The sequence below is a fragment of the Sphingomonas sp. genome, from assembly GCF_024508665.1.
Classification (GTDB): domain Bacteria; phylum Pseudomonadota; class Alphaproteobacteria; order Sphingomonadales; family Sphingomonadaceae; genus Sphingomonas.
This window is the reverse complement of sequence record NZ_JANINP010000007.1, coordinates 964,469-988,634: the sequence shown is the minus strand read 5'-3', so window position 1 is coordinate 988,634 and position 24,166 is coordinate 964,469. Positions and strand designations below refer to the sequence as shown.

Here is a 24,166-nt window from a genome sequence, read left to right as displayed (position 1 = left end):
TCTCGTCGTTGCCTTCCGTCACCCCGGACTTGTTCCGGGGTCCAACGGGCGGCAGCGGAAAAGCCAGATATTCTAAGGATTCCGGTGCGGTTGGTTGGATGCCGGAACAAGTCCGGCATGACGCGGAAGGAATGGTCTGGACATATCTCCGAGCGGCGCAGTTATGACCGCTTCCAGCGATCTGCTGCGTCGCGATCGCTTTCGCGCTCGCCGACCCAGCGCGCGTCTTGCCCGCGCGTCTCTCGCTTCCAGAACGGCGCGTCGGTCTTGAGCCGATCGATCAGAAAGGCGCACGCCTCCAGCGCCGCGGCGCGATGGGCTGCCGCTGCGCCGACAAGGACGATGCGCTCGCCGGGCTTCATCGCGCCGACGCGGTGGATCACGGTCGCCGCCGCCAGCGACCAGCGTTGGGCGGCTTCCACCGCCAGGTCGCCCAGCGCCTTTTCGGTGGCGACGGGATAATGTTCGAGGAACAGTTCCTCCACCCCGTCGTCGTCCCGCACCAGTCCGGTGAAGGTCGCGACCGCGCCGCCGCCGGCGCGTTCGAGCACGTCCAGCTCGGCGGCCACGTCGATCGCCACTTCGGTAACCAGCACCCGGATCATCCGCCGGTCACCGGCGGAAACAGCGCGATCTCGCGTGCGCCCGCGATCGACGTGTCGAGCGGCACGAACAGCTGGTCGACCGCCGCCCTCAGCCTGGCCTTGTCGCCCAGCGCCTCGGCATAACCGCCGCCTCGCATCGCGAGCCAGTCGATCAAGCCGGCAACGTCGGCGACGTCGTCCGGCGGCGCCACGCGTTCCTGGCCCAGGCCGATGCTTTCGCGCACCCACGCGAAATAGAGCAGGTCGATCATCAGTCCATGTGCTTCAGGCCGACGCGCAGATAGTCCCACCCGGTGACCATGGTGAGCGCGGCGGCGCCCCACAAAGCGACCAGTCCGATGCTGTGGACGATCGGCCAAGCCGGGAGCGCACCCGCCAGGATCATCGCGCCGAGCGCGACGAGCTGGAGCGTCGTCTTCCATTTGGCGAGTTGCGACACCGGGACCGAAACCTGCAGCCCGCCGAGGAACTCGCGCAATCCCGACACCATGATTTCGCGCACCAGGATGATGATCGCGGCGATCACATGCCATCCGCCGATGTCGCGAGTCGCCACCAGCATCAGGATGACCGCGGCGACCATGATCTTGTCGGCGATCGGATCGAGGAAAATGCCGAGCTTCGACACCGTCCCCTGGGCACGGGCGAGATAGCCGTCGAGATAATCGGTCAACGCGATCAGCGCGTAGAGGACGAAGGCGAACGCGTAGCCGAGCTCCCAGCCCGGCCACCACAAGAAAGCGACGAGCAGCGGCACGCCGAGGATGCGCGACAGGGTCAGGATGTTGGGCAGCGTCCACATGTTCGCACGTCCTAAGGCGTGTAGGCTCAACCGGCAATGTCGGCCAAAAGTGCCCCGCGCCAAACCACATTTACCAATTGAACGATTGTCGCTGCCTATGCCGCTCGGCTAAGGGACCGGCTTCTTTCGCCACGACGGGGCCCCAAACTCGTAATGCATAGTGCGCTCGGCTTGTTGAAGGAGCGCCGATTCCTGCCGCTGTTCGTCACGCAGTTCCTCGGTGCCTTCAACGACAATCTGTTCAAACAGGCGATGGTCATCGTCGTGGTTTATCAGATTTACAACAACCCACAGTACGAACAGAGCTTCACCGCGCTGGCCACCGCGATCAGCATCATACCGTTCTTTCTGCTGTCCGCGCTGGCCGGACAGCTCGCCGACGCCAACGACAAGAGCAAGATCATCCGCATCGTCAAGACCGCGGAAATCGTCATCATGTTGGTCGGCGGCGCCGGGCTGCTGCTCGCTAAGGCGGGCTATACCACGATCGGCATGGCATCGATGCTGACCGCGGTGCTGGCGCTCGGCATCCATTCGACCTTTTTCGGTCCGATCAAATACGCGATCCTGCCGCAGCATCTCGACGAGGATGAGGTGCTGGGTGGTACCGGGCTGGTCGAATCGGCGACCTATCTCGCGATCCTGCTCGGGACCGTGCTCGCCGGCTTCATGAAGGTGGAGCATGCCGTCATCGGCACATTGGTCGTCGCGGCGATCGGCTGGTTCGCCGGACGGCGGGTTCCGCCGGCGCCGCGCGTCGGTCCCGAGCTCAAGATCAATTACAACCCCTTCACCGCCTCGTGGCGGCTGATCAGCGGGACGATGCACATTCCCCGCCTGTTCCTGGCGATCTGCGCGATCAGCTTCTTCTGGACGATGGGCGCGGTGCTGATCATCATCTTCACGCCGCTGGCCAAGAATGTGCTGACCGCCGACAAGCATGTCGCCACCTTGCTGACCGCTCTCTTCTCGATCGGCATTGCGATCGGGTCGGTTGCGATCAACTCGCTGCTCAAGGGCCATACCTCGGCTAAATACGGCCCCGCTTCGGTGCTGATCATGGGCGCGTTCGTCGTTTTGTTCTCGATCCTGTGCAAGACGTGGCCGCCCGCGGTCGGCCATTATTATGGCTGGCTCGAATTCATCGCCATGCCGCGCGCGCTGCTGGTGATCGGCGCGCTGATGGGGATCGCGATCTTCGGCGGGATGTTCGTGGTGCCGCTCTACGCCTTCCTGACGACGACGGTGACCAAGGACGAGACGTCACGGACGGTCGCCGCCAACAATGTCGTCAATTCGGGATCGATGGCGATCGGCGCGGCGATGGTCACCGCGCTGTCGCATGCCGGCGTGACCCCGACCAACATGCTGTTCGTCGTGGCCGCGATGTGTCCTGTGTCGGCCTGGCTCGCGCAGAAGCTGCACAAGGCCTGCGACTAGGGTCGTTTTTCAGCTTCGCTGAATCGGCACCGGCCCGCTCCCCCAACCGGCCGCCCATAACATACCCTGTTGGGCGGCCGGGTGGGGGAGCGGGCCGGTGCCGCAACCGTTTCAGCGTTGCTGAAACAGAGTCTAGCAGACAGCCTCGCGCTCGCGGTGCGGATCAGAGAATGAGCGTGTAGATGCAGATGAAGAAGGCGGTGAAGCTCATCACGAAGAGCTTCAGGTCGCCGTCGTCATTGCGTCGCCGGACTGTTCCGTCGAGCCCGAGCCGGCGGCGGAAAGGGTGGCTGGCCCCTCGTGGGGCGAGTTGGAGATACCCTGGCATGGCCAGTAGTTAACGCGCCGTTTACGATTTCGGCCATCGTTAAGAATGGTTAACCACTGTCCGCGAATGGGACGGTCGCGGACGTAATTTTCGGGTTGCAGCAGGGAACTCAAGCTCGCCGAGCGAGTAGGACGTCGGTTTTGTGCGCAATCGCCGATCCCGATCCGGCAAGCACGCCGAACAGGTCGCGCGGATCGCTCGGCCGCGCGAGCAGATCGATCGTGGTGTAGAGACCCGCTTCGCCCACCACGTCGTCGAGATAACGCAGCGCCGAGAAGTCCTCGATCGCGAAGCCGACCGAGTCGAACAGGGTGATCTCGTCGCGATGCGCGCGGCCCGGCGTTTCGCCGGCGATGACTCGCCACAATTCGGTCGCCGGAAAGTCGGCCGGCTTCTGCTGGATTTCGCCTTCGATCCGCGTCTGGGGCAGATATTCGACGAACACGCTAGCCCGGTCGAGGATAGCCTCCTGCAATTCGGTCTTGCCCGGACAATCGCCGCCCACCGCATTGATGTGCACGCCTGAGCCGATCATGTTGTCCGACAGGATCGTCGCGCGCTTCTTGTCCGCGGTCACCGTGGTGACAATGTCGGCGCCCTCGACCGCTTCCTGCGCCGACGGTGCGACGGTGATGGCGAAATCGCGCCCGGTCATGTTGGCGCGGAACTTCGCGGTCGCGGCCGGATCGACGTCGTAGATGCGCAGGCGGTCGATGCCGAGCAAGGCGCGGAAGGCCTCGGCCTGGAATTCGGCCTGTGCGCCCAGGCCGATGATCGCCATCGTCCGCGCGCCGGGCCGGGCGAGATAAGTCGCGGCCAGCGCCGACATCGCCGCGGTGCGCAGCGCGGTCATGATCGTCATTTCCGCGATCAACCGGGGATAACCGGTCGCGACGTCGGCCAGCACGCCGAACCCGGTCACCGTCTGCAGCCCGGCCGCCTGGTTGGCGGGATGGCCGTTGACATATTTGAAGCCGAAATCCTGTCGGTCGGCGATCGGCATGAGTTCGATCACGCCGCCCGGCGAATGACTGGCATAGCGCGGAGATTTGTCGAACTCGGGCCAGCGGCCATAATCCGCCGCGATATAATCGGCGAGTTCGCGAAGCAGGTTCCCCAACCCCTTGCGCCGGACCAGTTCGACCACGTGACCTACCTCGACTAAGCGCATGACCTCATCCTTTCGAAGAGGAATGCTAGGCAGGCGGACTGCCGCGCATAATTGCATTACTGCTGGATAAAAATACAACGATGATGCAAAATGCTCAGCCGCAAGGAGCATTTCGATCATGCAAGAGCTCGACTCGACCGACCGTCGACTGATCGCCGAATTGCGCAAGGATGGCCGGGCACCGATGGCGCAGCTCGCGGCGCGGATCGGCATCTCGCGCGCGACCGCCGAGAAGCGCGTGGCGCGGATGATGGAGAACGGCACGATCCTGGGCTTCACCGTCCGCGCGCGCGACGAGACGTCGAGCATCCGCGCAGTGATGATGATCGAAGTGGCTGGACGCGCGACCAGCGCGGTGATCCGCAACCTGAAGGAAATCCCGGAGCTGCATACGCTCCACACCACCAATGGCGGCTGGGACCTGATCGCCGAATTGCGTGCCGACAACCTGGGCGATTTCGACCGCGTACTGCGCGAAGTGCGGCTGATCGACGGCGTGCTGAACAGCGAGACGAGCTTGTTGCTGAGCTCGGCTTGAGGGACAGGATTCACCTCGCCCCAAACCCGTCACCCCCGCGAATGCGGGGGCCCATCTCCGACGCTCGCCGTCATCACGGCCGGCAGTTTTGGTGCCCGTCCGGGAGATGGGCCCCCGCTTTCGCGGGGGTGACGGGCAAAAAGGTCGCGGGAGCGCCCCTACCTCTCCTCGTCGATCCGTGTCGTCACCCCGGTCGCGACAATGGTCCGCGTCGCGTCGATCGAGGCGTAGGTCCAGAAGATCGCCATCTCCTCGCTGTCTGAAATGTTACGGAAGCAATGCGGGATCTCCGCCGGAATCCAGCTCGTATCGTTGGGCGACACCGGATGGTCGACGCCGTCGATATGCGCCACTCCGCTGCCGGACAGCACGACGACACATTCCTCGCAATTATGCGTGTGGAGCGGCACCGCGGCGCCCGGTGCGATCCGCGTTATCCCGGTCAGCATCGCGCGCGACCCGCGGCCGGCCGTGACGAGCGGCGTGGTGACGATGCCGCCGCCGCGGTCCTTGGCCGGCAGGCCGGCCGGCGTGAGAACGATCGGAGTCATGCGGCGCTCCGGATGGTCTTGGCGTTGGTGAATTCGCGCAGGCCCAGGTCGCCGAGCTCGCGGCCATAGCCCGAGGCCTTGATCCCGCCGAACGGCACGCGCGGGTCGGACGCGACCATCGCGTTGACGAACACCGCGCCGGCATCAATCCGCCGCGCCAGCTCCAGCCCGCGCTGCGTATCACGCGTCCAGATCGAGGCACCGAGCCCGAATGCGGTACGATTGGCGAGCGCCACCGCTTCCTCGCTATCGCGCGCGCGGATGATCGCGGCGGCGGGTCCGAACGTCTCTTCGTCGAACGCGGCCATGCCCGGCACGACCTGGTCGAGGATCGTCGGCTGATAGAAAAACCCCGCCCCCTCGCCCGCCGCGCCGCCGATCACCGCGCGGGCGCCGGCCGCGACGCTGCGCTCGACCTGATCGGCGATCGCCGTGCGCAGATTGGCGCGCGCCAGCGGGCCGAGCGTCGTGCTGCCCGCGGCCGGATCGCCCATGACCAAGGCGCTCGCCTTGGCCGCGAAAGCCTCGACGAAATCGTCGGCCACGGCCCGGTCGACGATGAAGCGCTTGGCGTTGACGCAGCTTTGCCCGGCATTGGTGAAGCGCGCGGTCACCGCCATCGCCGCGGCGTGCTCGATATCGGCATCGGCGAGCACGACGAACGGGTCAGACCCGCCCAATTCGAGCACTTGCTTCTTGAGTGCATGGCCCGCCTGGCCCGCGACGATCATGCCCACCTGGGTCGACCCGGTCAGCGTCACCGCCGCGATGCGCGGGTCGGCGATCAGGCGGGCGACCGTCTCGGGCTCGACGCGCAAGCTGGCGAACAGCCCTTTGGGCGCGCCGGCTTCGGCGACGATCCGCTCGATCGCCATCGCGCATTGCGGGACGTTGGCGGCGTGTTTGAGGATCGCGCCATTACCCGCGGCAAAGGCGGGCGCGAGGAAGCGCACGACCTGCCAGATCGGATAATTCCACGGCATGATCGCGAGCACGACTCCCAGCGGCTCATAGGCAATGAACGCGCCCGGCGCGCTCGCGACCGGCGCATCAGCGAGCATGCCGGCGGCGGCATCGGCGTAGAAATCGCAATTGAGCGCGCATTTCTCGACCTCGGCGCGCGCCTCGGCGATCGGCTTGCCCATTTCCAGCGTGATCAATGCGGCGAGCGTATCGCGCTCGCGCCGGAAGCCTTCCGCCAGCCGCTGGAGCAACGCCCGGCGTTCGTCATGCGACGTCCAGCGCCACGCCCGCTGCGCCGCCGCCGCGCGGTCGAGCGCGGCATCGACCGTGCGATCGTCGTGCGGCGCAAACTCGGCGATCGTCTCGCCGGTCGCGGGATTGATCGTAACGGTCACAGCGCCGCCACCACCGCTTGCGCGAACGCCTCGGTGCCGAGCGGCCCGCCGACATCGCGCGTCCTGCTTTGCGGATCGTCGAGCACGCGGTCGACCGCGCGCTCGATCCGCGCGCCCGCGTCGGTCAGCGCCGCATCCGCCTTCCGCCGCCCCAGCCAGTCGAGCAGCATCGCCGCCGACAGGATCAGCGAAGTCGGATTGGCCACGCCCTTCCCCGCAATGTCAGGCGCCGAACCGTGCTGCGCCTGGGCCACGCAAATGTCGTCGCCGGCATTGATCGAGCCGCCCAGGCCCAGACTGCCGCTCAGCTCCGATGCCTCATCCGACAGGATATCGCCGAACATATTGGTCGTGACGATCACGTCGAACCGCGCCGGATCGCGCACCAGCAAGGCTGCGGCGGCGTCGACGATCACTTCGTCGAGCGTCACGCTCGGGAACTCGGCGGCGACGGCGCGAACCTCGCGCAGGAACAGGCCGTCGGTCAGCTTGAGCACGTTCGCCTTGTGCACCACGGTCAGCTTGCCCGACCGCGCCGCAGCGATCTCGCACGCCGCGCGTGCCACCCGGCGCGAAGCGAGCGCGGTGATCTTGCGGATCGAGAACGCGCTGTCGGGATCGGGCATGAATTCGCCGGGACCGGCATGCATCGAACGATCGGCGTAGAAGCCTTCGGTATTCTCGCGCACGATCACCAGGTCCATCGGCTTCGGCAGGATGCTGAGCCCCGCGCGCGACCGGCACGGTCGGACATTGGCATAGAGCTGGAACCCCGTGCGCAACGCTGCCGACGGATTGGGCTGGCCGGCGGGATAGGTATAATGCGACACCGGCCCCAGGATCACGCCGTCGGCTTGCGGCACCGCAGCCATTACCGCGTCCGGCAGCGTCGAGCCCGATGCCGCCAGGCTGGCCTCGCCGATCGCCATCTCCTCGAACGTCACGCCGCCGTCCGTCGCCGCGCGCACCACCGCGATCGTCGCTTCGGTGATCTCCGGCCCGATCCCGTCGCCCGGTAACACCAGCAACCGCGTCATTGGCCGACAGCCTTCATCTGAACTTTCTCCCGTTGGTCTTTGGCGCGCGCGGCTTTGCGCGCCCGCTCGCGCCGCGTGCGCGTGAACCACAGCCACATTCCGCTGAGCGCCATGCCGAAAAGGACGAGGCCGGTGAGCAGCATGATCGCCTGGGTCGGTGCTCCACCCCACAATCCGGTGTGGACGGTGTAGATCCAGTCGAGGAACTCCGCCCCGCCCGACTGCCGGCCCCCAACGTAATGCGCGAGCTCGCGTCCGTCGTAGCGATTGAAATAGACCTGATTGGTGCCGTCGGCGCGGATCGTGTGATTGCCGTCGAGGAACACCGCGACGACCCGCCCGCCGCTCGAAAAGCGCAATTGGCGCAGCGCGGTGTCGCCATATTTCGCCTTGGCCTGGGCGATCAGCGGATCGACCGGCAGCATCGTCGCGCCATCGCTCTTGGCGACCTTGGGCGACGGCCGGCTTTCGGTCTTCGCCACCAGGTTCATGCCGGCGCGGACCTGTTCCTTCCACACCATCAGCACGCCGGTGGTCGCCGATATCAGCAGGATCACCGCGACCCCGCCGCCCACCGCGCGGTGCAGCGTCCGCCAGCGCAGATCGGCACTCCCGTCGAGCTTGACGCGGAAACCCTGCTTCAGCCGCTTCATGCCGGGCCACCAATAGGAAAGCCCGATGATCGTCAGGACCAGGAGCGCAACTCCCTCGATCCCGATGAGCGTTTCGCCAACCGGTCCCGACAGCAATTGTTCGTGGATATTGAAGATGAATTCGAGCGGCCAGGCGGTGGCGGTCCCGTCATGCACGACATGGCCGTCGAACGGATCGATCGCGGTCAGCCAGCGCGCCTTCCTGATGTTGGACTTGACGATCACCGCCTGGTTCGCGGCGTCGGGAAATTCGACGCGCGTCAGATCGGCATCGGGATGCGCGCGATGGAACGCGTCGAGCAGCCCCTGTACCGGCAACCGCGCCGGACGCTCCGCCACGATCAGCGACGGCACGACGACCGGCTCGAGCGCATCGCGAAACGCCATGATCGCGCCGGTCAATCCCTGGACCATCAGGAACAGCCCGACCGTCAGCCCCAGCCAGCGGTGCCATTTGAGATAGGTTGGTTTTCGGATCACGCCGCACCCCGAAGACTGAAAGTCGGAAACGAGCGCGAGAGGGCGCCCGAGCCCGTTCAGGCCCGATAGGCAAATTTTGAACTATTGACAAGAATAATACAAAATCATTGACGCTGGACCGGGCGGACGGTAACCGTTCCGCACCTTTTCAGCCCCTGTCCGGGACCCCTGCGTGGCCTCTTCTTCCCCGTCTGTTGCATCCTCTTCCCCGGACGGCCTGCGCCGCGGTTCACCGTCGAGCGCGGGAGTCGATTCGCGCGAAATCCTGGGGTTTATCGACGATATCGAAGCGGCCGGGCTCGAGCTCCACGATCTGATGCTGTGGCGCGACGGCGTCGTCGTCGCCGAGGGTTGGCATTGGCCCTACAGCGGCGACCGGCTGCGCATGACGCATTCGATGACCAAGAGCATCACCGCTTGCGCGATCGGCATGCTGGTCGATGCCGGCCGGCTGACGCTCGATCAGAAAGTCGCGCCGCTTTTTCCCGAAATCGCGATCGACCCGGACAGCCGCGCCGCGCGGATGACGGTCGAGGATCTGCTGACGATGCGCTCGGGCCAGGGCACCGAAGTGTCGGGATCGATCTGGCGCGGCATCGCCACGAGCTGGATCGCCGAATTCTTCCGCATCGCGTTCGATCACGAGCCCGGCACGACCTATGTCTATTCGAGCGCGGCGAGCTACATGCTGTCGGCGATCGTCACGCGCATCACCGGACAGACGATCCACGATTTCCTCAAACCGCGATTGTTCGATCCGCTCGGCATCACCAATATCCGCTGGGATATCGGGCCAGACGGCATCAATCCGGGCGGCAACGGCATCAGCTTCACCACCGCGGACGGCCTGAAGATCGGCATCCTCCATGCCCAGCGCGGCCTGTGGCAGGGCCAACGCATCCTGTCCGAACGCTGGGTGGCCGAGGCGACGCGCATCCACGCCGGCGAGCCTGGCGACCAATATGGCTATCACTGGGTGGTCGGCGACGGCTATTTCGCGATGCTCGGCGTGTTCGTGCAGATGGTGCGGGTGTTTCCGGGATCGAACGCGGTCCTGGCGTTCAACGCCGCGATGGACGAGAGCAAGGTCGTCGCACCGTATCTCGACCGGCATTTTCCCGCGGCGTTTCAGAACGGCACCGATGCCGCCGCCGATGCAGCGCTGGCCGAACGCCTCAAGGGATGGAGAGAACGCCCCTCCTTCGTCTCGACCGTGCCGGCAGAGCCCGCCGCCTTCGCCGGCCGCTGGACGATGGCGGCGAACGACAAGGGACTGACCGAACTCGCGTTCGCCTTCGACCAAGACGAGGCGCGCATCGCGCTAAGCGATGGCGGGGGCGAACATCTTCTGATTGCTGGGCGCGATGGCTGGACGATCGCCCCGACCTACCTGCCCGGTGCCGATCTCCATCACGGCTATCGCATGGAGGGTATGCCGGCCGCAGCGGGCTTGCGCTGGATCGCAGAGAACCGGATCGAGCTGGTTGTGCACTTCCTGGAGGCGGCGTTCCGCGACACGTTCGTGTTCACCGTCGACGGCGACCGGCTGGTGATGGACCGCACGGTCAACATCAATTCCGGCGCCCGCGCCTGGCCGACAATGACGGCGGTACGAGCGGGATAGTTGAGGGTGAGCACCTGGCGAGGCGAAGACGCGCTTCGCTACCGGAAGCAGTCCGTCGAGGCAGCTAACAAGTGACGAGGTCCGTGTGGCCAAACCCCTTCGTGTAATCCAGCACGGATATCACGACGGGTACGACCTCGAAGATGCAGACGTCGTCGGGGCCGGGCATCGGCACCGGCAACTCCGGTTGCTCGGGATATTTCGACGGGAGTCTCTGCAGGGCGGCGGCCGCCTCGTCCCGATCGGTAACGCGTCTCGCCCGAGCAGCCATCGACAATCCGGTGATTTCGGTGAGCTCGGCGGTGTCATGATCGATGGTAAGGGACACGCGATCGTCAAACGCGATGTTCTTCGCCTTCTGGCTTTCCAGGCCGCACAGAAAATAGATTTTCAATCCGTCGTTGACGTACCCCACGGTGGTCGCCTGGGGCCAGCCATCGGGTCGCAGCGTCGCGATCGTCATGATGCGATGCTGGTCCAGCAGGGACTGGATTTTCTCTTTCATGGGCGGTTCGATCATAGCGAGCATGGAGTATGCCGGCATCTGCCGCGGCGCATTACGTAAAGACCCTATCACCGGCGGTTCACATGGGCGGCAGCTGATCGGCGGGACCGCTCTCCTATGGTCGCCTTTGTTCCGGGCGGCCGTTGATCCCGGAATGCATCGGCGCTTCGGCTGAGGGCTTATTGAGTGCCCAGGATCGTGCTAGCGTGGCCCTGCGGGGAACGTTGCATGGCGAAGCGAGGCGGGGCGTACATCTGGTTTCTGGCTGGGCTTGCGGCAATCATCGCCGGCTTCTGGCGCACCTTTTTCGGCGATCCGCTCAGCAGCGATTTCTGGCACACGGCCCATGGCATTGTCTCTACGCTTTGGGTCATCCTGCTCATAACGCAGTCGCTGCTTGTCGGGCGGGGACAGCACCGATGGCATCGGCGCCTAGGCTGGGCATCGCTGGGACTCGTCGTCATCTTGGTGGGAACCAGCAGTTACATGGTCTGGATCGAACTCGTCGGCGATCCCGATTTTCCGCGCGACTTGCGGCTGAGCCTCACATTCCTCGATATCGGATTCCTGATTCTATTCGTCGGAGCCTATGCCGCGGGTTTGTGGTTCCGCCGCGAGCGAAGAGTGCATTCGCGGCTGATGGGCTCGACCATTCTCATCGGATTGGGTCCGGCGCTCGCGCGACTGTATGCCCAACAGATCCCGGCCGCCCATGGCCTCGCCGGCGCCTTGACATGGGCGTTGTGGACGATCGAGGCGATCCTCGTGGCTGCGATCCTGTTCGACCTTCGCCGGGGCCGTCGGCTCTGGCCATTTCCGGTGATGCTGGTGGCGTTCGTGACCATTCACGCGGGCACGGTCTGGGCGACCGGCGATACTTTCGCCGCGATCGCCCGAGGGGCCGGCGCGCCGGTCTAGCCTCGGACCTAGAGAACGCCTGCTAAGCACTCGCCTTGTGTCCAAGAGGAAGCGGCGTGCCCAGTGGCGACATGCCGGCCAGGCTCGCGAAAAATTCCCTGAGTACGTCACACTTGCTCGTCCTGCCTCGTCACGTCCGCGAGCGCCGCTGATGGCGCCGCAGTTAAGGACATGATCATGAGCGAGACTAAACGGCTGATCTGGCACGAGGTCGCGCCGCAGGGCGCGAAGGCGCTGTTCGGCATCCACCACTATGTCACGACGGGCACCAACCTGCCCGAGGAACTGATCCATCTCGTGTTCCTGCGGGTTTCGCAAATCAATGGCTGCGCGCATTGCATCGACCTCCACACGCGCGACCTGCTCAAGACGATGTCGGTCGACAAGGTCGCCCTGATCCCGGTCTGGGCAGAAGTGCCGCATCTTTTCCCGGAGCAGTATCGTGCTGCGCTGGCCTGGGCCGAAGAGGTTACACTCGTCAGCGAAACCCATGCTTCGGACGAAGCATATGCAGCCGCATCGGCAGCATTTGAGTCAAAGGACCTGGTGGATCTCACAATCGCCATTGCGGCGATGAATGCCTTCAATCGCCTTGGTGTGCCGTTTCGGTTGCCCGTCAAGGCCCGGGTCTGAGCCCATTTCCGAAACGGACGTTTCAACGAATGCGAAGCCCGAACGGGAGCTATCGGGAATCTGGACGGGGCCGCTGGATGCGTAGCTTCAGCGGCTTCCGTTTTGCCAAGAATGTCCGCGTAGCGGACGCATTTAATCAGATGCCGTTCCTGAACCCGCCCCTATGGCACCAAAGTCGGCTTGGTCGACGGCTCCCACACGTCGCTGCTCGTCGCGACCAGTTCCTTCATGTTGCGCCACGTCCGCCGCCCCGGGATCGACGGCTCGCCGAGAACGACCGCGCGGGCATAAGCGATGATCCGGTCCTGGACGCGCTGCTTCTCTTCCGCTGGCCAGGTTTCCCAGGCGTGCGGGCCACGCACCACGACGAGATCCTTCAGCCCCTTGATCCGTTCGTACGAGGCGATCTCGCCTTCCAGCCCATCGGCATAGCACCACAGCCCGCGCGCGAAGAAGGCACTCGGCCATTTGCGCATCCCCGCCAGGATCGCCGAGCTGGGGAAGAAGACGATGTTGTTCTCTTCCTCGATCCCGCCGATGAACAGCCCGCGATCGCGCCCCGGCCCGCGTCCGTCGTCCTTGGGGCTGGTTTCGGATTCGAGATAGCCGACGCCGCTCGAGAAATCGGCGACCAGGATCGCGCCCTTGATGTGCGGGTCGCGGCGCGGGGCAGTGCAGGCGATCTTCGGCAGATCGTAGCTGCAATCCTTGTCGAAATTGATCGTCATCGCCCAGCCGCTGGCCATGGTCCCGCGCGAACTGCCCATGAAGAAGACCGGCAGGCCCCCGCTCGGATCGCCGCCATAGGCTGCCGCGGCGGCGTCCGCGCCCCGGGTCAGCCGGCCGTAGGGACCGAGCGCGCGCATCCCCTTCCCGCTCCGCAAGGCGGCGACGATGTCGAGCAGATCGTGCCCCTGCTGCAGCGTGTTGGTGTCGCTATAGCCACCCGAAATGCCGACGCCGCGGCGGTCCATCGCCAGCACGTCGAATCCCGCCTGGTGCAGGCGATACCAGGCCTGGCGCCAGAAGCGCTCGCCCTGCACGCCGGTGCCGCCCTTCGGCCAGTCGTCGTCGGGAATGGTCACGCCGGTCTTGGGGTCGATGGAATAGGCGACGTCCTTGGGGTCATCGAGCGCGGTGACGCGGTCGCCGCCGCCGCCGTTCATGACGATCAGCGCGCGCTTGCGGCCGCCCTTGCCGTCATCGATCCCGGCGCCGCGGATGTACCAGCCGCGCAGCCGGATATCGCCGGTCATCTTCATGTGGATGCGTTCATACGCCTCCACCGGCGCGGTGAATTCGACGATCTGCGTGTCGCCATCGGCCGCCGCGATCGGCTCGTTATAGGGCGCCCGCGCGAAGAAACCGGGCCGGCGGATCTGGCTGAGGTCGGTATCCCCGCCCTTCTCGTCGATCTTGCCGAGCAGGTACCGCGCGTGCGCGTCCTTCAGCGCATATTCCTTGTTCGGCGGATGCCGTTTGAGCACCTGCTCATAGACGCGCTTGTGACACTTCTTGTCCTCCTTGCACTTCTTCCAGCGCTTGCGGAGCTTATCGTCGGTAAAGTTGGTGACGTAGAAGTCGCCGCGATAGCCCTTGGGCTTGTGCGCCGCGACGCTGGTGAAGGGAATGCACGTCCGGGGACCCGCCTTGGTCGGCAGGATATAGCCGGGCAGCTTCATGTCGCGGTCATAGGCGACATAGGCCTCGCACTCGGCCGGCGGGAACATCGCCGCGGGAACCGCCAGCGGCTTCATGTGCTTGGCGTGCTTGCCATGGTCCTTGGCCTGGGCGGCCGTCACGCATGTCACCGCGCCCAATATGGCAAGCAAGGCAGCGGTCCATCTCTTCATGTCGCTCTCCAGCTCGGAATTTTCTATCGGGGCAGATCGGCGAACCGCGCCGGCAGCTCGAAGCCATGGGCGAAACGGTCGCCGGGTTCGGCGATGAACTCGCTGCGCGCGGCATAATAGGAACAGCCGGCGACGCGGACGCGCGAGACCGCGCCGTTATCGCGTTGCTCGTGCCGGGCCAGCGTGCCGGCAAAGCCTTCGCCCGACACGCCGCGGATCTCGCATTGCTGGCCGACCGTCACCTCGCCGCGCGCGGCCGCGAGCGCGATCCGCGCCGTCACTCCGCTGCCGGTCGGCGAGCGATCGATCTGCCCCTCGGCAAAGATGCAGAGATTGTAGCTCGGCCGGCCATTATGATCGCCGAGCGCCACGTCGTCGGTCAGGATCGTGCCGTACAGGAACGACAGATCGCGCTCGGTCGGGTGCTCGATCGCAATCGCCGCGCGCACCGCGCCGGTGATCGCCACGCCCGCCGCGACGAGCTCGGCGAGCGGCGTGTCCATCAGCGACAGGCCGATCCGCGAGGCCGGCAGGATCGCGTAATAGGCGCCGCCGAACGCGATATCGAAGCCGACCGGTCCGAACCCCGGCACATCGACCCTCTGGTCGAGATGGCTGGCAAAGGATTCGACACTTTCGAACGCGACCAAAGGCGCACCGCCATCGGCCGCCGCCTCGACCTCGACCCGAACGACGCCGCACGGCGCCTCCAATCCGAAGCTGGCATGCCCGTCGACCATCGCGACGCGACCAGTATCGACCGCCCAGCGGCCGATCGCGATCGTCGCATGACCGCACATCGTGCTGTAGCCTTCCTGGTGCGTGAACAGCACCGCGAGGTCGGCGTCGGGATGGCAAGGCGCGGTCGGGATGACGCCGTACATGCCGGCATGGCCGCGCGGCTCGAGCATCAGCATGCGCCTGAGATCGTCGAACCGCTCCAGCGCGTCGCGGCGCTTGTCGAGGATCGTCGCTCCGCGAAGCTCGGGATAGCCGTGCTCGACGATCCGTACCGGCTCGGCCGCGGTATGCAGGTCGACGACCTGAAGGGTTCGAGCTTCAGCCAAGATCGGAGACTCCCGAGGTACCGCACCGCGCATGGACCATGGCCGCGGCGGCGAGATCGGCGAGCGCGGTGCCGACCGATTTGAAGATGGTGATGGCATCGTCCGACGTCCGCCCCGCGACGCGCCCGGTGCACAGATCGGCAAGCGAGCCCCTTATGTCCTCCGCCGTGACGACGCCCGCAGCGATCGGGCCGGTCAGGTCGCCGGCCTCGGCCAGGGCATCGCGCGTGTCGACATAGATTTGCCCGCGCGCGAAGCAGCTATCGTCGGCCTCGCGCATGGCGGGGGTGAAGCTTCCGATCAGGTCGAGATGCGTCCCCGGCCGCAGCCAGTCGCCATGGATGATCGGCGCCATGGAGGGCGTCGCGCAGGTAATGATGTCGGCGCGGCGCGCGGCGGCTTCGAGCGATGCCGCCGCCTCCGCTTCGAACCCCCTCGCGCGCAATTCCATGGCGAGCCGCTCGGCCTTGGCCCTGTCACGGTTCCACACCGACACCGATCGGATCGGGCGAACGACCGCGAACGCCTCGGCGGCAAGCGCCGCGATCAGCCCCGCCCCGACGATGAGCAGATCGGCCGCGTCTGTGCGCGCAAGGAACGACGCAGCGAGCGCCGACACCGCGATCGTCCGGCGCGTCGTGATCTCGTTGCCGTCGAGCAAGGCGAGCGGGGCGCCCGTCGCGGCATCGGCGAGCAGATAGGTGCTGTGAACGCTCGGCAATCCGCGCGCGCCGTTCGCGGGATGGATGGTGGCGATCTTGGTGCCAAGAAGCGTGGCATTCCACGCCGGCATCAGCAGCAGGACGCCGTCGCCATCGGGATGCGGAATATGATGGTGATGCCGCTCCGGCACCGTCGCGCCGGCCGCAAAGGCGGCCTTCAGCGCCGGAATCAGCGCATCGAACGGCAAGGCGCGGCGCGTTTCCGCCGGGCCGATCACCGGGATCGTCGCGTCTCCCGTATCACTCCCCTGTCCAGCCGCCGGATCGTCCAATCGCATCGTCGCCGTCGCTCCCGATCGAGCGGCAACTTTGTCCTATTGGATTTCAAAATACAACAGCTTTATCCGGCTTGGAGTGCGGTATCTAAATCCGGATCGTCATGCCGGACTTGTTCCGGCATCCAACCAACCGCAACGGAATCGCTGGAGCTTCGATCCTTTCCGTCGCCTCCCGTTGGACCCCGGAACAAGTCCGGGATGACGTTTGGCGCCGGCCGCTCCGGAACTACTCAGACAGTCGCCTCGACGTCGCGCGCCAGCACCAGATGCGCTTTCATCAGGTCATGCGCCTTCTGGTTATCGCCCGCTTCCAACGCGTCCAGGATCTCGAGGTGCTCGTCGATCGAATCGATCACGCGCTCGGCGCCGTTGACCCACTGGATGTTCATGAACGAACGCAGCTTGTTCTGCCGCTGCACCGCGTCGAGAAAATAGCGATTGCCCGAACAGCGCGCGATACCTTCGTGGAAATCGGCGTTGATCGCGAACAATTCGACCGCCAGCGTGTCGCGCCATTTGCGCTTGCGAAACGCGAGGTGCTCGGCGCGAATGCGATCAAGCCATTCGCGATCGAGCTCGAAAGTGGATTCGAGCAGGCCGGCGGGCTCGATCACCGCGCGAAAGGCATAGCTCTCCGCACGCGCCCGCGCCGAGTTGATCGGCAGCGTGAACGACCAGCCATTGCCCGGCTTGCGCTCGACCAGTCCGAGCTCGGCGAGTTGGCGCAGCACGCGCACCACGGTCGGCAACTTGGCGTCGAACAGCCGCGCGACTTCCAGCTGGCTGCACTGGTCGGGCATGCGGCCCTGGTTGCGCGCCTCGGCGATCGCGATGAACAGGCGCTGGTCCTCTTCGTCCTCCGGATTGGTGACGTCGAGATCGGGCGCCTCGGTGACCGGGCTGCGCAGGACATAGCCGCGATTGGCGCGCGCCTCGACCGCGCCCTGCTCGGCAAGCAGCTTGAGCGCGCCGCGCACCGGCGTGCGCGACACGTCGAAATGCCGGCAGAGATCGAGTTCGACGAGATGATGGCCGGGGCCCGCGCCCTGGTCCTTGAGCATCCTGAGGATCCTGGCGGCAAGATCGGCCTGCAGCCGGCTGGCGCGCGGCGGCGCCTTGTCGATATCCATCTTGCGCGCAGCCGCTCCCGCCATTTTCTCTCGATCTTTCACCAGGTCCGTCAGATTTCGCGGATTACACTTTCGCGCGCAAGGATGCAAAGTCCGCGATCGGCGCGCTCGCGGTTTGAGTTGGGCTGTGGACTTGGAAAGCGGTTTATCGGCAAGCGACCCAATGGCAGGCATTCTTGTCGAAACTCAACCCCTCCGAAAGCAGACGTCTCGTCAGCTGAGCACACGACTGAAACAGGATCGTGAGGGTCGGCAGCTCGTCACGCCAACAGCCGCGCGGCGCGGTTCGCGCGCCCACTCGACATTGAGCCCCGAGCCAGGCTGACATGAATCATCCCGCCGCAGCCGAATGACCGGCTTGGGGCGCATTACCGCCGGTGTTGCGCCCCAATTACCTTAGCTACCGCTTTGTCACCGAGGTTATCTCCCCGGCGCTGCCGCGGATTGTGACGTCGAAGGCGACGCTATCACCGACCGTTATGCCGCCCAAGACTGCCGGCTTCGCATCGAAGGTCATCGTCATCGCGGGCCAGCCGACTTCCGGAATGGCCTGATGGTCGAGCGTGATCTTGCCGGCCGCTTTGTCGATCGCGGTGACCGTGCCGATGCCCTTCGCCTTCCTTGCTTCGCCGGGCATCGCAATGTTCCCCATTGCGGCGCCGTTGTCGACGGTCGGCTGAGCAGCTGTGGTGTTCGTGTCGCTCTTTCCGCAGGCCGAAAGCAATGCGACAGTGGCGACCAGCGGGATGAGATACAGGGCTTCCATAATGGTCTCCTTCAGTTTGTTTGGGGCCCGGAAGAGGGCCGGTGGCGCCGCCGCATCAGCAGATAGGCGGCGGGGATGACGAACATCGACAGGAGCGGCGCGCTCAGCATGCCGCCGACCATCGGTGCCGCGATGCGGCTCGTAACCTCGGAACCGGTGCCCGATCCGAGCAGGACAGGCAGCAGGCCGGCGAGGATCACCGCGACGGTCATCGCCTTCGGGCGCACGCGAAGCACTGCGCCTTCACGTACCGCTGCCTCGACCTGTTCGGAGCGAGGGTTCGGGCCACGCTCGTCCAGCGCATGTTTGAGGTAGATCAGCATCACCACGCCGAACTCGGCGGCAACGCCCGCGAGTGCGATGAAGCCAACCCCGGTCGCGACCGACTGATTATAGCCCAGCAGCCATAGCAGCCAGACGCCGCCGGTCAGCGCGAACGGCAAGGTCGCCATGATCAGCACGGCTTCGTCGAGCCGCCTGAAGGTGAGGTAGAGCAGCAGGAAGATGATCGCGAGCGTCGCCGGCACCACAATCTCCAGCCGTGCGGTGGCGCGCTCGAGAAACTCGAACTGCCCCGTATAGGCTATTCCGATGCCGGGCGGCAGCGAGACCTTGGCGGCGATCGCGCGCTGCAGGTCGCCGACGATGTCGGTCAGCGCCCGGCCACGGGCATCGACATAGATCCATGTTGCCGGCCGGCCATTCTCGCTCCGCAGCATCGGTGGCCCGGAGGTCACGCTGATGTCCGCCACCGTCCCGAGCGTGATCTGCTGCCCCGATGGCGTCAGTACCGGGAGATTGACCAGCGCCGTGGGGCTGTCCCGCAACTCACGAGGGTAGCGAAGACTGATCGGATAGCGGGCGAGCCCCTCGACGGTCTCGCCGACCACCGCGCCGCCGATCGCGCCAGATACGACGTCCTGCACGTCGGCGACGTTCATCCCGTAGCGGCCAGCAGCAGCACGGTTGACCTGCACGTCGATATAACGCCCGCCGGTCAGTCGCTCGGCCAGTGCCGAACTGACCCCCGGAACGGTCTTCGCGGCCGCCTCAATGTGCTGCGCCACCTGATCGATCTGCGCGAGGTCCGAGCCCGAGACCTTGATCCCGATCGGACTCTTGATTCCGGTCGCGAGCATATCGATCCGGTTGCGGATCGGCGGAATCCAGAAGTTGGCGAGGCCCGGCACCTTCACGCGGGCGTCGAGTTCCTCGATCAATTTTTCCGGCGTCATCCCCGGCCGCCATTGCGCCTTGGGTTTGAAGCGGATGGTGGTCTCGAACATCTCGAGCGGCGCGGGATCGGTCGCGGTGTCGGCGCGGCCCGCCTTGCCGAACACGCTCTCGACCTCGGGCACGGTCTTGATCAGGCGATCGGTCTGCTGGAGCAATTGCCCCGCCTTGGCAGTCGAAATGCCCGGCAAGGCCGAGGGCATGTAGAGCAGATCGCCTTCGTTCATCGCCGGCATGAACTCGCCACCGGTCAGCGCAATCGGGATGATGCTCGATGCAAACACCAATGCCGCGATCAGCAACGTCGTCTTCGGCCGTCTCAGCACCCAATCAAGCGCCGGACGATAGGCTCGCGTCAGCCAGCGATTGACCGGGTTCGCTTCCTCGCTCGGAATCCGGCCGCGGATCAGCCAGCCCATCAATACCGGGACCAGCGTGATCGAGAAGATCGCGGCTGCCGCCATCGCATAGGTCTTGGTGAAGGCGAGCGGCGCGAACAGCCGCCCCTCCTGCCCCTGAAGCGAAAAGATCGGGATGAACGAGAAAGTGATGATCAGCAGGCTCAGGAACAGCGCCGGCCCGACCTCCACAGCAGCGGCGGCGATCACGCCCCATCGCTCCGCTCCCGCGAGCTTTTCGCCGGGATGCTCGTGTTCCCAGCGTTCCAGATGCTTGTGCGCGTTCTCGATCATCACCACCGCCGCATCGACCATCGCGCCGATCGCGATCGCGATGCCGCCCAGCGACATGATGTTGGCGTTGACGCCCTGCACCCGCATCACGACGAACGCGGCGAGGATGCCGAGCGGCAGGGTGATGATGGCGACCAGCGCCGAGCGGACGTGCCACAGGAACAGCGCGCAGACGAGCGCGACGACAAGGAACTCCTCGATCAGCTTGCCCGTCAGATTGTCGACGGCGCGGTCGATCAGGCCCGACCGGTCGTAGGTGGTGACGACCTCGACTCCCGGCGGCAGGCTCTTGCGCAGATCGGCGAGCTTCGCCTTGACCCCGTCGATCACGTCGCGCGCATTCTTGCCCTGGCGCATGACGATGACGCCACCGGCGACTTCACCTTCACCGTTGAGTTCGGCAATCCCGCGCCGCATGTCGGGACCGATCTGGACCGTCGCGACATCACCCAGCGTCACCGGCACCCCGCCCGTGGCGGTGCGGATCGGCACGGCGCGGAAGTCATCGAGCGACTTCAGATACCCGCCCGAGCGCACGACATATTCGGCTTCGGCCATTTCGACCACCGAGCCGCCAGTCTCCGAATTGGCGCGCTTCAAGGCGTCGGCGACCTGGGTTTGAGTGACGCCGTAGGAAGCCAGTTTCTGCGGATCGAGCAACACCTGATATTGCTTTACCATGCCGCCGATGCTGGCGACTTCGGCGACGCCGGGCACCGATTTGAGTTCGTAGCGCAGGAACCAGTCCTGCAGGCTGCGGAGCTGCTGGAGATCGTGCTGCCCCGTCCGATCGACCAGCGCATATTCGTAGATCCAGCCGACCCCGGTTGCGTCGGGGCCGATCGAGGCAGTCGCGCCCGGCGGCAGGCGGCCCTGCACTTGGCTCAGATATTCGAGCACGCGACTGCGCGCCCAATACAGGTCGGTGCCGTCGTCGAACAGCACATAGACGAAGCTGTCGCCGACGAACGAATAACCCCGCACCGCGCGCGCGCCGGGCACCGACAGCATCGTCGTCGCCAGCGGATAAGTGACCTGATTTTCGACGATCTGCGGGGCCTGTCCGGGGTAGCTCGTACGGATGATGACCTGAACGTCGGACAGGTCGGGAAGCGCATCGACCGGGGTCGTGCGGATAGCGCCGATCCCCACAGCCACGAGCACGAGGGCGGCGAGCACCACCATCCAACGGGCACGGATTGCCCCGGCAATGATCCGGGCGATCATTGGCTACCGCCGATCGGCCGGACCGGAATGCCGGTCAGACTGGCTTCCGAATCGAGCAGGAACTGGCCGGAGGCGACCACCTTCTCGCCCGGCGACAGGCCGGCGATGATCTCGGTCTGTCCCCCGCTCTCATTGCCGATCGTGACTTCGGCTGGGTGATAGCGGCCATCGCCGGAGGCGAGCATCACCAATGTTCGTTTGCCGGTGCGGATCACCGCTTCGCTCGGCACGAGCAAAACGGATCGCGCATCGCCTCCTAACGCTACCTGGGCGAACATGCCGGGCCGCAGACGACCGCCGCGATTGGGCAATTCGATACGAACCGTCAGCGTTCGGCTGTCGGCCTGCGTTGTCGGAAGAGTTGCAATCACCCGCCCCGCAAAGGTCTCGCCGGGAAAACCGGCGAGCATCGCCGAGGCATTCTGACCAATCCGCACCTGACCGGCCTGCGCTTCGGGCACCGCGGCGTTGAGCCAGACCGTGCCGAGCCCGTTCACCTGCGCCAGTGATTGCCCCGTCGCCAGCGTCACGCCGATGCGCGCGTCGAGCGACTGAATCACGCCGGAGATCGGCGATGTGATAGTCACGACGCCGTTCGGCCTTCCGGTTCGCTCGACCTTCGCGATCAGCCCTTCCGACATTCCCATCAGGCGGAGCCGCTGCCGCGCGGCGGCCGTCAAATCGGGCTTGCCGAGCCGTTTGACGCTCAGGAACTCCGTTTGCGCGCCGCCCCATTCGGGCAGCAGCAGGTCGGCGATCGGCGCGCCCGCGCGTACCACGTCGCCGGGCGCCCGTGCATAAACGCGTTGCACGAACCCGCCGGAACGCGCCTGAATCATCGCGACATCGCGTTGGTTGAAGTCGATCGTCCCAGTGACGTTGAGCGTCGTGGCAAGGTTGCCCATCTTCGCTTCGACCACGCGCAGGCCGAGGCTCTGGCGCGAGGCCGGGTCGATGGTCACGGCCGGCGCACCGCCGGGTGCGGCGCCGTCGGCGTATTTGGGCACCAACTGCATGTCCATGAACGGCGATTTGCCGGGCTTGTCGAACTTCTGGTTCGGGAACATCGGGTCATAGTAATAGAGGGGTTGCCCCGACCCGGCCGGCGAGGCGGCCGTCTGTTCGGCCGTCTGGTGATGACCCAGCCAGAACCCGCCACCGCCCGCTGCGAGTGCGGTGACCAGCATCAATGCGCGCCAATGCGGCGCTCTCAGTTCGAGCGTCACGCCAGTTCTTCCCCATAGGTGATGTTGATGCGAACGGCGTCGCGAGCCACGTCCGCTTCGCGGTTGAGCGCCTCGACCTCGGCTTCGGCGAGCGCCAGCGTCGACAGGAGCGCGGTGCCCAGATCGAGCTTGCCGGCCGCATAGCTGTCGCGGTCGAGTTCGGCCCGCCGTTTTGCGAGCGGCACCAGAGTCTCGCGCGCATTGCGGAGCCGTTCGTGGTGCATCGCGTGATCGGCGAGATCGGCATCAAGCGCCGCGATCAACTCCAGCCGGAGGGCATCACGATCAAAACGCGCGCCGTTGGCAGCACTCTCGCTGGCCTCAATCCTGGGATTCTGACGCTTGCCGGCAAACAACGGCAGATTGATGGAGACCCCGACCGATGCCATGTCGCCGAACCTCGGATCGCGCCGGCCATAGCTTACGCCAACTTTCCAGTCGGGACGCTTTTCCGCCCGCGCGAGCCGGACGTCGGCATTGGCCCCCGCGATCGACGCGTCCTGCGCGCGCATCGCGGGCAGCGCATCAATATTGGCGTGGAGCTTGACGGGATCAACGTCGAACGACGGTGGATCACCTGAAACGTCAGGATCAGGATCGCCCGTATAGCGGGCCAGCCGGGTGCAGGCTTGTGCGACCACGGCTGCCATCTCCGCTCTCCTATCGGCGATAGCAGCGCGAAGCTGGGCAGGTTCGAGCGCCTGGCTGGGTCGCGCGTTACCCGAAGCGAGGCGCGCCGAAACCGTCTTCTGAAGATCGTCGAGACTGGTATCGAGCAGGTCGAGCTGTTTGAGGCGCCGCTGGCCATAATAGAGATCGATCCAAGCCAAGGCCGTCTCGAGCCGAACGCGGCGGGCTTCGGTCAGCTCGGCCGCAAGAGCGATCCCGACGTCCGCGCTTGCCCTGGCCCCCCGCGCGCGCCGTTTCGCGAGATTGGGAAACGTCTGGCTGAACCCGATCGTGGTGGTCGTGAAGTCATCCCGCGTGAAGCTGCCGCTATTGGGGCCGGTGACCGGAAAGTTCTGAAATCCGAGGTCGAGCGTCGGATCGGGCAGGCGGTCGGCCGCTATGACCAGGGATCGAGCGCTTGCCGTCGTCGCGGCACGCGCCTTCAGGCTGGGGGCGCTTGCTGCGGCGCGTGACAGCGCCTGATCATAGGTCATCGGATCGGCCGATGCCGATACCACGGCGAGCGCGAGCGCAGCCGCACCAGCCGTCGTCATCAGGCGTGCGGCACGCCTTGGCAAAGTCCTCATGGTTATCCCCTTCAGCCGCGCATAAGCGGCGCTGGGTCCTCGGGCGGGTCGGATCGGCAATTGCCGATCCGAC

23 protein-coding genes are annotated in these 24,166 nt (G+C 65.5%); 5 read left to right on the top strand and 18 right to left on the bottom strand.

From position 1 onward, the window contains the following. Positions 1 to 161: 161 nt before the first annotated feature. The 3 genes from Q0L25_RS19895 to pgsA are packed head-to-tail and all read right to left on the bottom strand — an operon-like array spanning position 162 to position 1,407. On the bottom strand, positions 162 to 605 hold the full coding sequence (locus Q0L25_RS19895) for a molybdenum cofactor biosynthesis protein MoaE (RefSeq protein WP_296617336.1): 444 nt from the start codon (positions 603 to 605) through the stop codon (positions 162 to 164). Then, the gene (gene moaD, locus Q0L25_RS19890; RefSeq protein WP_296617335.1) at positions 602 to 856 is read right to left on the bottom strand and encodes a molybdopterin converting factor subunit 1; all 255 of its coding nucleotides are present in this window, start codon (positions 854 to 856) and stop codon (positions 602 to 604) included. The genes Q0L25_RS19895 and moaD overlap by 4 nt, the downstream gene beginning before the upstream one ends. Next, positions 856 to 1,407, bottom strand: a complete 552-nt coding sequence (gene pgsA, locus Q0L25_RS19885) for a CDP-diacylglycerol--glycerol-3-phosphate 3-phosphatidyltransferase (RefSeq protein ID WP_066585217.1) — start codon at positions 1,405 to 1,407, stop codon at positions 856 to 858. The genes moaD and pgsA overlap by 1 nt, the downstream gene beginning before the upstream one ends. Positions 1,408 to 1,560: 153 nt before the next feature. Between pgsA and Q0L25_RS19880 the strand changes: the two genes are divergently transcribed. After that, positions 1,561 to 2,847 carry an MFS transporter gene (locus tag Q0L25_RS19880; RefSeq protein WP_296617333.1) on the top strand — a complete coding sequence of 429 codons (1,287 nt, stop codon included), beginning with the start codon at positions 1,561 to 1,563 and terminating at the stop codon, positions 2,845 to 2,847. 163 nt (positions 2,848 to 3,010) lie between these two features. On the opposite strand, the gene Q0L25_RS19875 is transcribed toward Q0L25_RS19880, so the two are convergent. Then, positions 3,011 to 3,175: a hypothetical protein gene (locus Q0L25_RS19875; protein WP_296617331.1), complete on the bottom strand. Its 165-nt coding sequence runs from the start codon at positions 3,173 to 3,175 to the stop codon at positions 3,011 to 3,013. A gap of 109 nt (positions 3,176 to 3,284) precedes the next feature. Further along, positions 3,285 to 4,346 carry an ornithine cyclodeaminase gene (locus Q0L25_RS19870; RefSeq protein WP_296617329.1) on the bottom strand — a complete coding sequence of 354 codons (1,062 nt, stop codon included), beginning with the start codon at positions 4,344 to 4,346 and terminating at the stop codon, positions 3,285 to 3,287. 118 nt (positions 4,347 to 4,464) lie between these two features. Between Q0L25_RS19870 and Q0L25_RS19865 the strand changes: the two genes are divergently transcribed. Then, entirely contained in the window at positions 4,465 to 4,884 is a 420-nt protein-coding gene (locus Q0L25_RS19865; RefSeq protein ID WP_296617328.1) for an Lrp/AsnC family transcriptional regulator, read from the top strand. 158 nt (positions 4,885 to 5,042) lie between these two features. On the opposite strand, the gene Q0L25_RS19860 is transcribed toward Q0L25_RS19865, so the two are convergent. From Q0L25_RS19860 to Q0L25_RS19845, 4 genes are read right to left on the bottom strand one after another with little or no spacing between them, the layout of a single operon-like run. Then, positions 5,043 to 5,435: a cupin domain-containing protein gene (locus tag Q0L25_RS19860; RefSeq protein WP_296617327.1), complete on the bottom strand. Its 393-nt coding sequence runs from the start codon at positions 5,433 to 5,435 to the stop codon at positions 5,043 to 5,045. Next, positions 5,432 to 6,793 carry an NAD-dependent succinate-semialdehyde dehydrogenase gene (locus Q0L25_RS19855; RefSeq protein WP_296617325.1) on the bottom strand — a complete coding sequence of 454 codons (1,362 nt, stop codon included), beginning with the start codon at positions 6,791 to 6,793 and terminating at the stop codon, positions 5,432 to 5,434. The genes Q0L25_RS19860 and Q0L25_RS19855 overlap by 4 nt, the downstream gene beginning before the upstream one ends. Next, on the bottom strand, positions 6,790 to 7,830 hold the full coding sequence (locus tag Q0L25_RS19850; protein ID WP_296617322.1) for an isocitrate/isopropylmalate family dehydrogenase: 1,041 nt from the start codon (positions 7,828 to 7,830) through the stop codon (positions 6,790 to 6,792). The genes Q0L25_RS19855 and Q0L25_RS19850 overlap by 4 nt, the downstream gene beginning before the upstream one ends. After that, positions 7,827 to 8,963 carry a PepSY domain-containing protein gene (locus Q0L25_RS19845; protein ID WP_296617321.1) on the bottom strand — a complete coding sequence of 379 codons (1,137 nt, stop codon included), beginning with the start codon at positions 8,961 to 8,963 and terminating at the stop codon, positions 7,827 to 7,829. The genes Q0L25_RS19850 and Q0L25_RS19845 overlap by 4 nt, the downstream gene beginning before the upstream one ends. A gap of 172 nt (positions 8,964 to 9,135) precedes the next feature. On the opposite strand from Q0L25_RS19845, the gene Q0L25_RS19840 reads away from it, so the two are divergent. Next, entirely contained in the window at positions 9,136 to 10,587 is a 1,452-nt protein-coding gene (locus tag Q0L25_RS19840; RefSeq protein ID WP_296617319.1) for a serine hydrolase, read from the top strand. 64 nt (positions 10,588 to 10,651) lie between these two features. Here Q0L25_RS19840 and Q0L25_RS19835 read toward each other — a convergent pair whose 3' ends face one another. Then, complete coding sequence (locus Q0L25_RS19835) at positions 10,652 to 11,107, bottom strand: pyridoxamine 5'-phosphate oxidase family protein (protein ID WP_296617317.1); 456 nt, start codon at positions 11,105 to 11,107, stop codon at positions 10,652 to 10,654. 213 nt (positions 11,108 to 11,320) lie between these two features. Between Q0L25_RS19835 and Q0L25_RS19830 the strand changes: the two genes are divergently transcribed. Both Q0L25_RS19830 and Q0L25_RS19825 read left to right on the top strand, forming a co-directional pair. After that, on the top strand, positions 11,321 to 12,010 hold the full coding sequence (locus Q0L25_RS19830) for a hypothetical protein (RefSeq protein ID WP_296617315.1): 690 nt from the start codon (positions 11,321 to 11,323) through the stop codon (positions 12,008 to 12,010). A gap of 171 nt (positions 12,011 to 12,181) precedes the next feature. After that, a complete protein-coding gene (locus tag Q0L25_RS19825) occupies positions 12,182 to 12,643 on the top strand; it encodes a carboxymuconolactone decarboxylase family protein (protein WP_296617313.1) in 462 nt (153 codons plus the stop codon). A 161-nt stretch (positions 12,644 to 12,804) separates the two neighbouring features. Here Q0L25_RS19825 and Q0L25_RS19820 read toward each other — a convergent pair whose 3' ends face one another. The 8 genes from Q0L25_RS19820 to Q0L25_RS19785 form a co-directional block, all read right to left on the bottom strand. Beyond that, positions 12,805 to 14,496: a hypothetical protein gene (locus Q0L25_RS19820; RefSeq protein WP_296617311.1), complete on the bottom strand. Its 1,692-nt coding sequence runs from the start codon at positions 14,494 to 14,496 to the stop codon at positions 12,805 to 12,807. A gap of 23 nt (positions 14,497 to 14,519) precedes the next feature. Further along, positions 14,520 to 15,563 (bottom strand): proline racemase family protein, encoded by a 1,044-nt coding sequence (locus tag Q0L25_RS19815; RefSeq protein ID WP_296617309.1) that lies wholly within the window; start codon positions 15,561 to 15,563, stop codon positions 14,520 to 14,522. Next, the gene (locus tag Q0L25_RS19810) at positions 15,556 to 16,563 is read right to left on the bottom strand and encodes an ornithine cyclodeaminase family protein (protein ID WP_296617308.1); all 1,008 of its coding nucleotides are present in this window, start codon (positions 16,561 to 16,563) and stop codon (positions 15,556 to 15,558) included. Before Q0L25_RS19810 ends, Q0L25_RS19815 begins: the two co-directional genes overlap by 8 nt. Positions 16,564 to 16,793: 230 nt before the next feature. After that, entirely contained in the window at positions 16,794 to 17,717 is a 924-nt protein-coding gene (locus Q0L25_RS19805) for a GntR family transcriptional regulator (RefSeq protein WP_296617306.1), read from the bottom strand. A gap of 376 nt (positions 17,718 to 18,093) precedes the next feature. Then, positions 18,094 to 18,459 carry a copper-binding protein gene (locus tag Q0L25_RS19800; protein WP_296617304.1) on the bottom strand — a complete coding sequence of 122 codons (366 nt, stop codon included), beginning with the start codon at positions 18,457 to 18,459 and terminating at the stop codon, positions 18,094 to 18,096. 11 nt (positions 18,460 to 18,470) lie between these two features. Then, on the bottom strand, positions 18,471 to 21,611 hold the full coding sequence (locus Q0L25_RS19795; protein WP_296617303.1) for an efflux RND transporter permease subunit: 3,141 nt from the start codon (positions 21,609 to 21,611) through the stop codon (positions 18,471 to 18,473). Beyond that, a complete protein-coding gene (locus tag Q0L25_RS19790) occupies positions 21,608 to 22,837 on the bottom strand; it encodes an efflux RND transporter periplasmic adaptor subunit (RefSeq protein WP_296617301.1) in 1,230 nt (409 codons plus the stop codon). Before Q0L25_RS19790 ends, Q0L25_RS19795 begins: the two co-directional genes overlap by 4 nt. After that, positions 22,834 to 24,093, bottom strand: a complete 1,260-nt coding sequence (locus Q0L25_RS19785) for a TolC family protein (RefSeq protein ID WP_296617299.1) — start codon at positions 24,091 to 24,093, stop codon at positions 22,834 to 22,836. Before Q0L25_RS19785 ends, Q0L25_RS19790 begins: the two co-directional genes overlap by 4 nt. Positions 24,094 to 24,166: the final 73 nt, after the last annotated feature.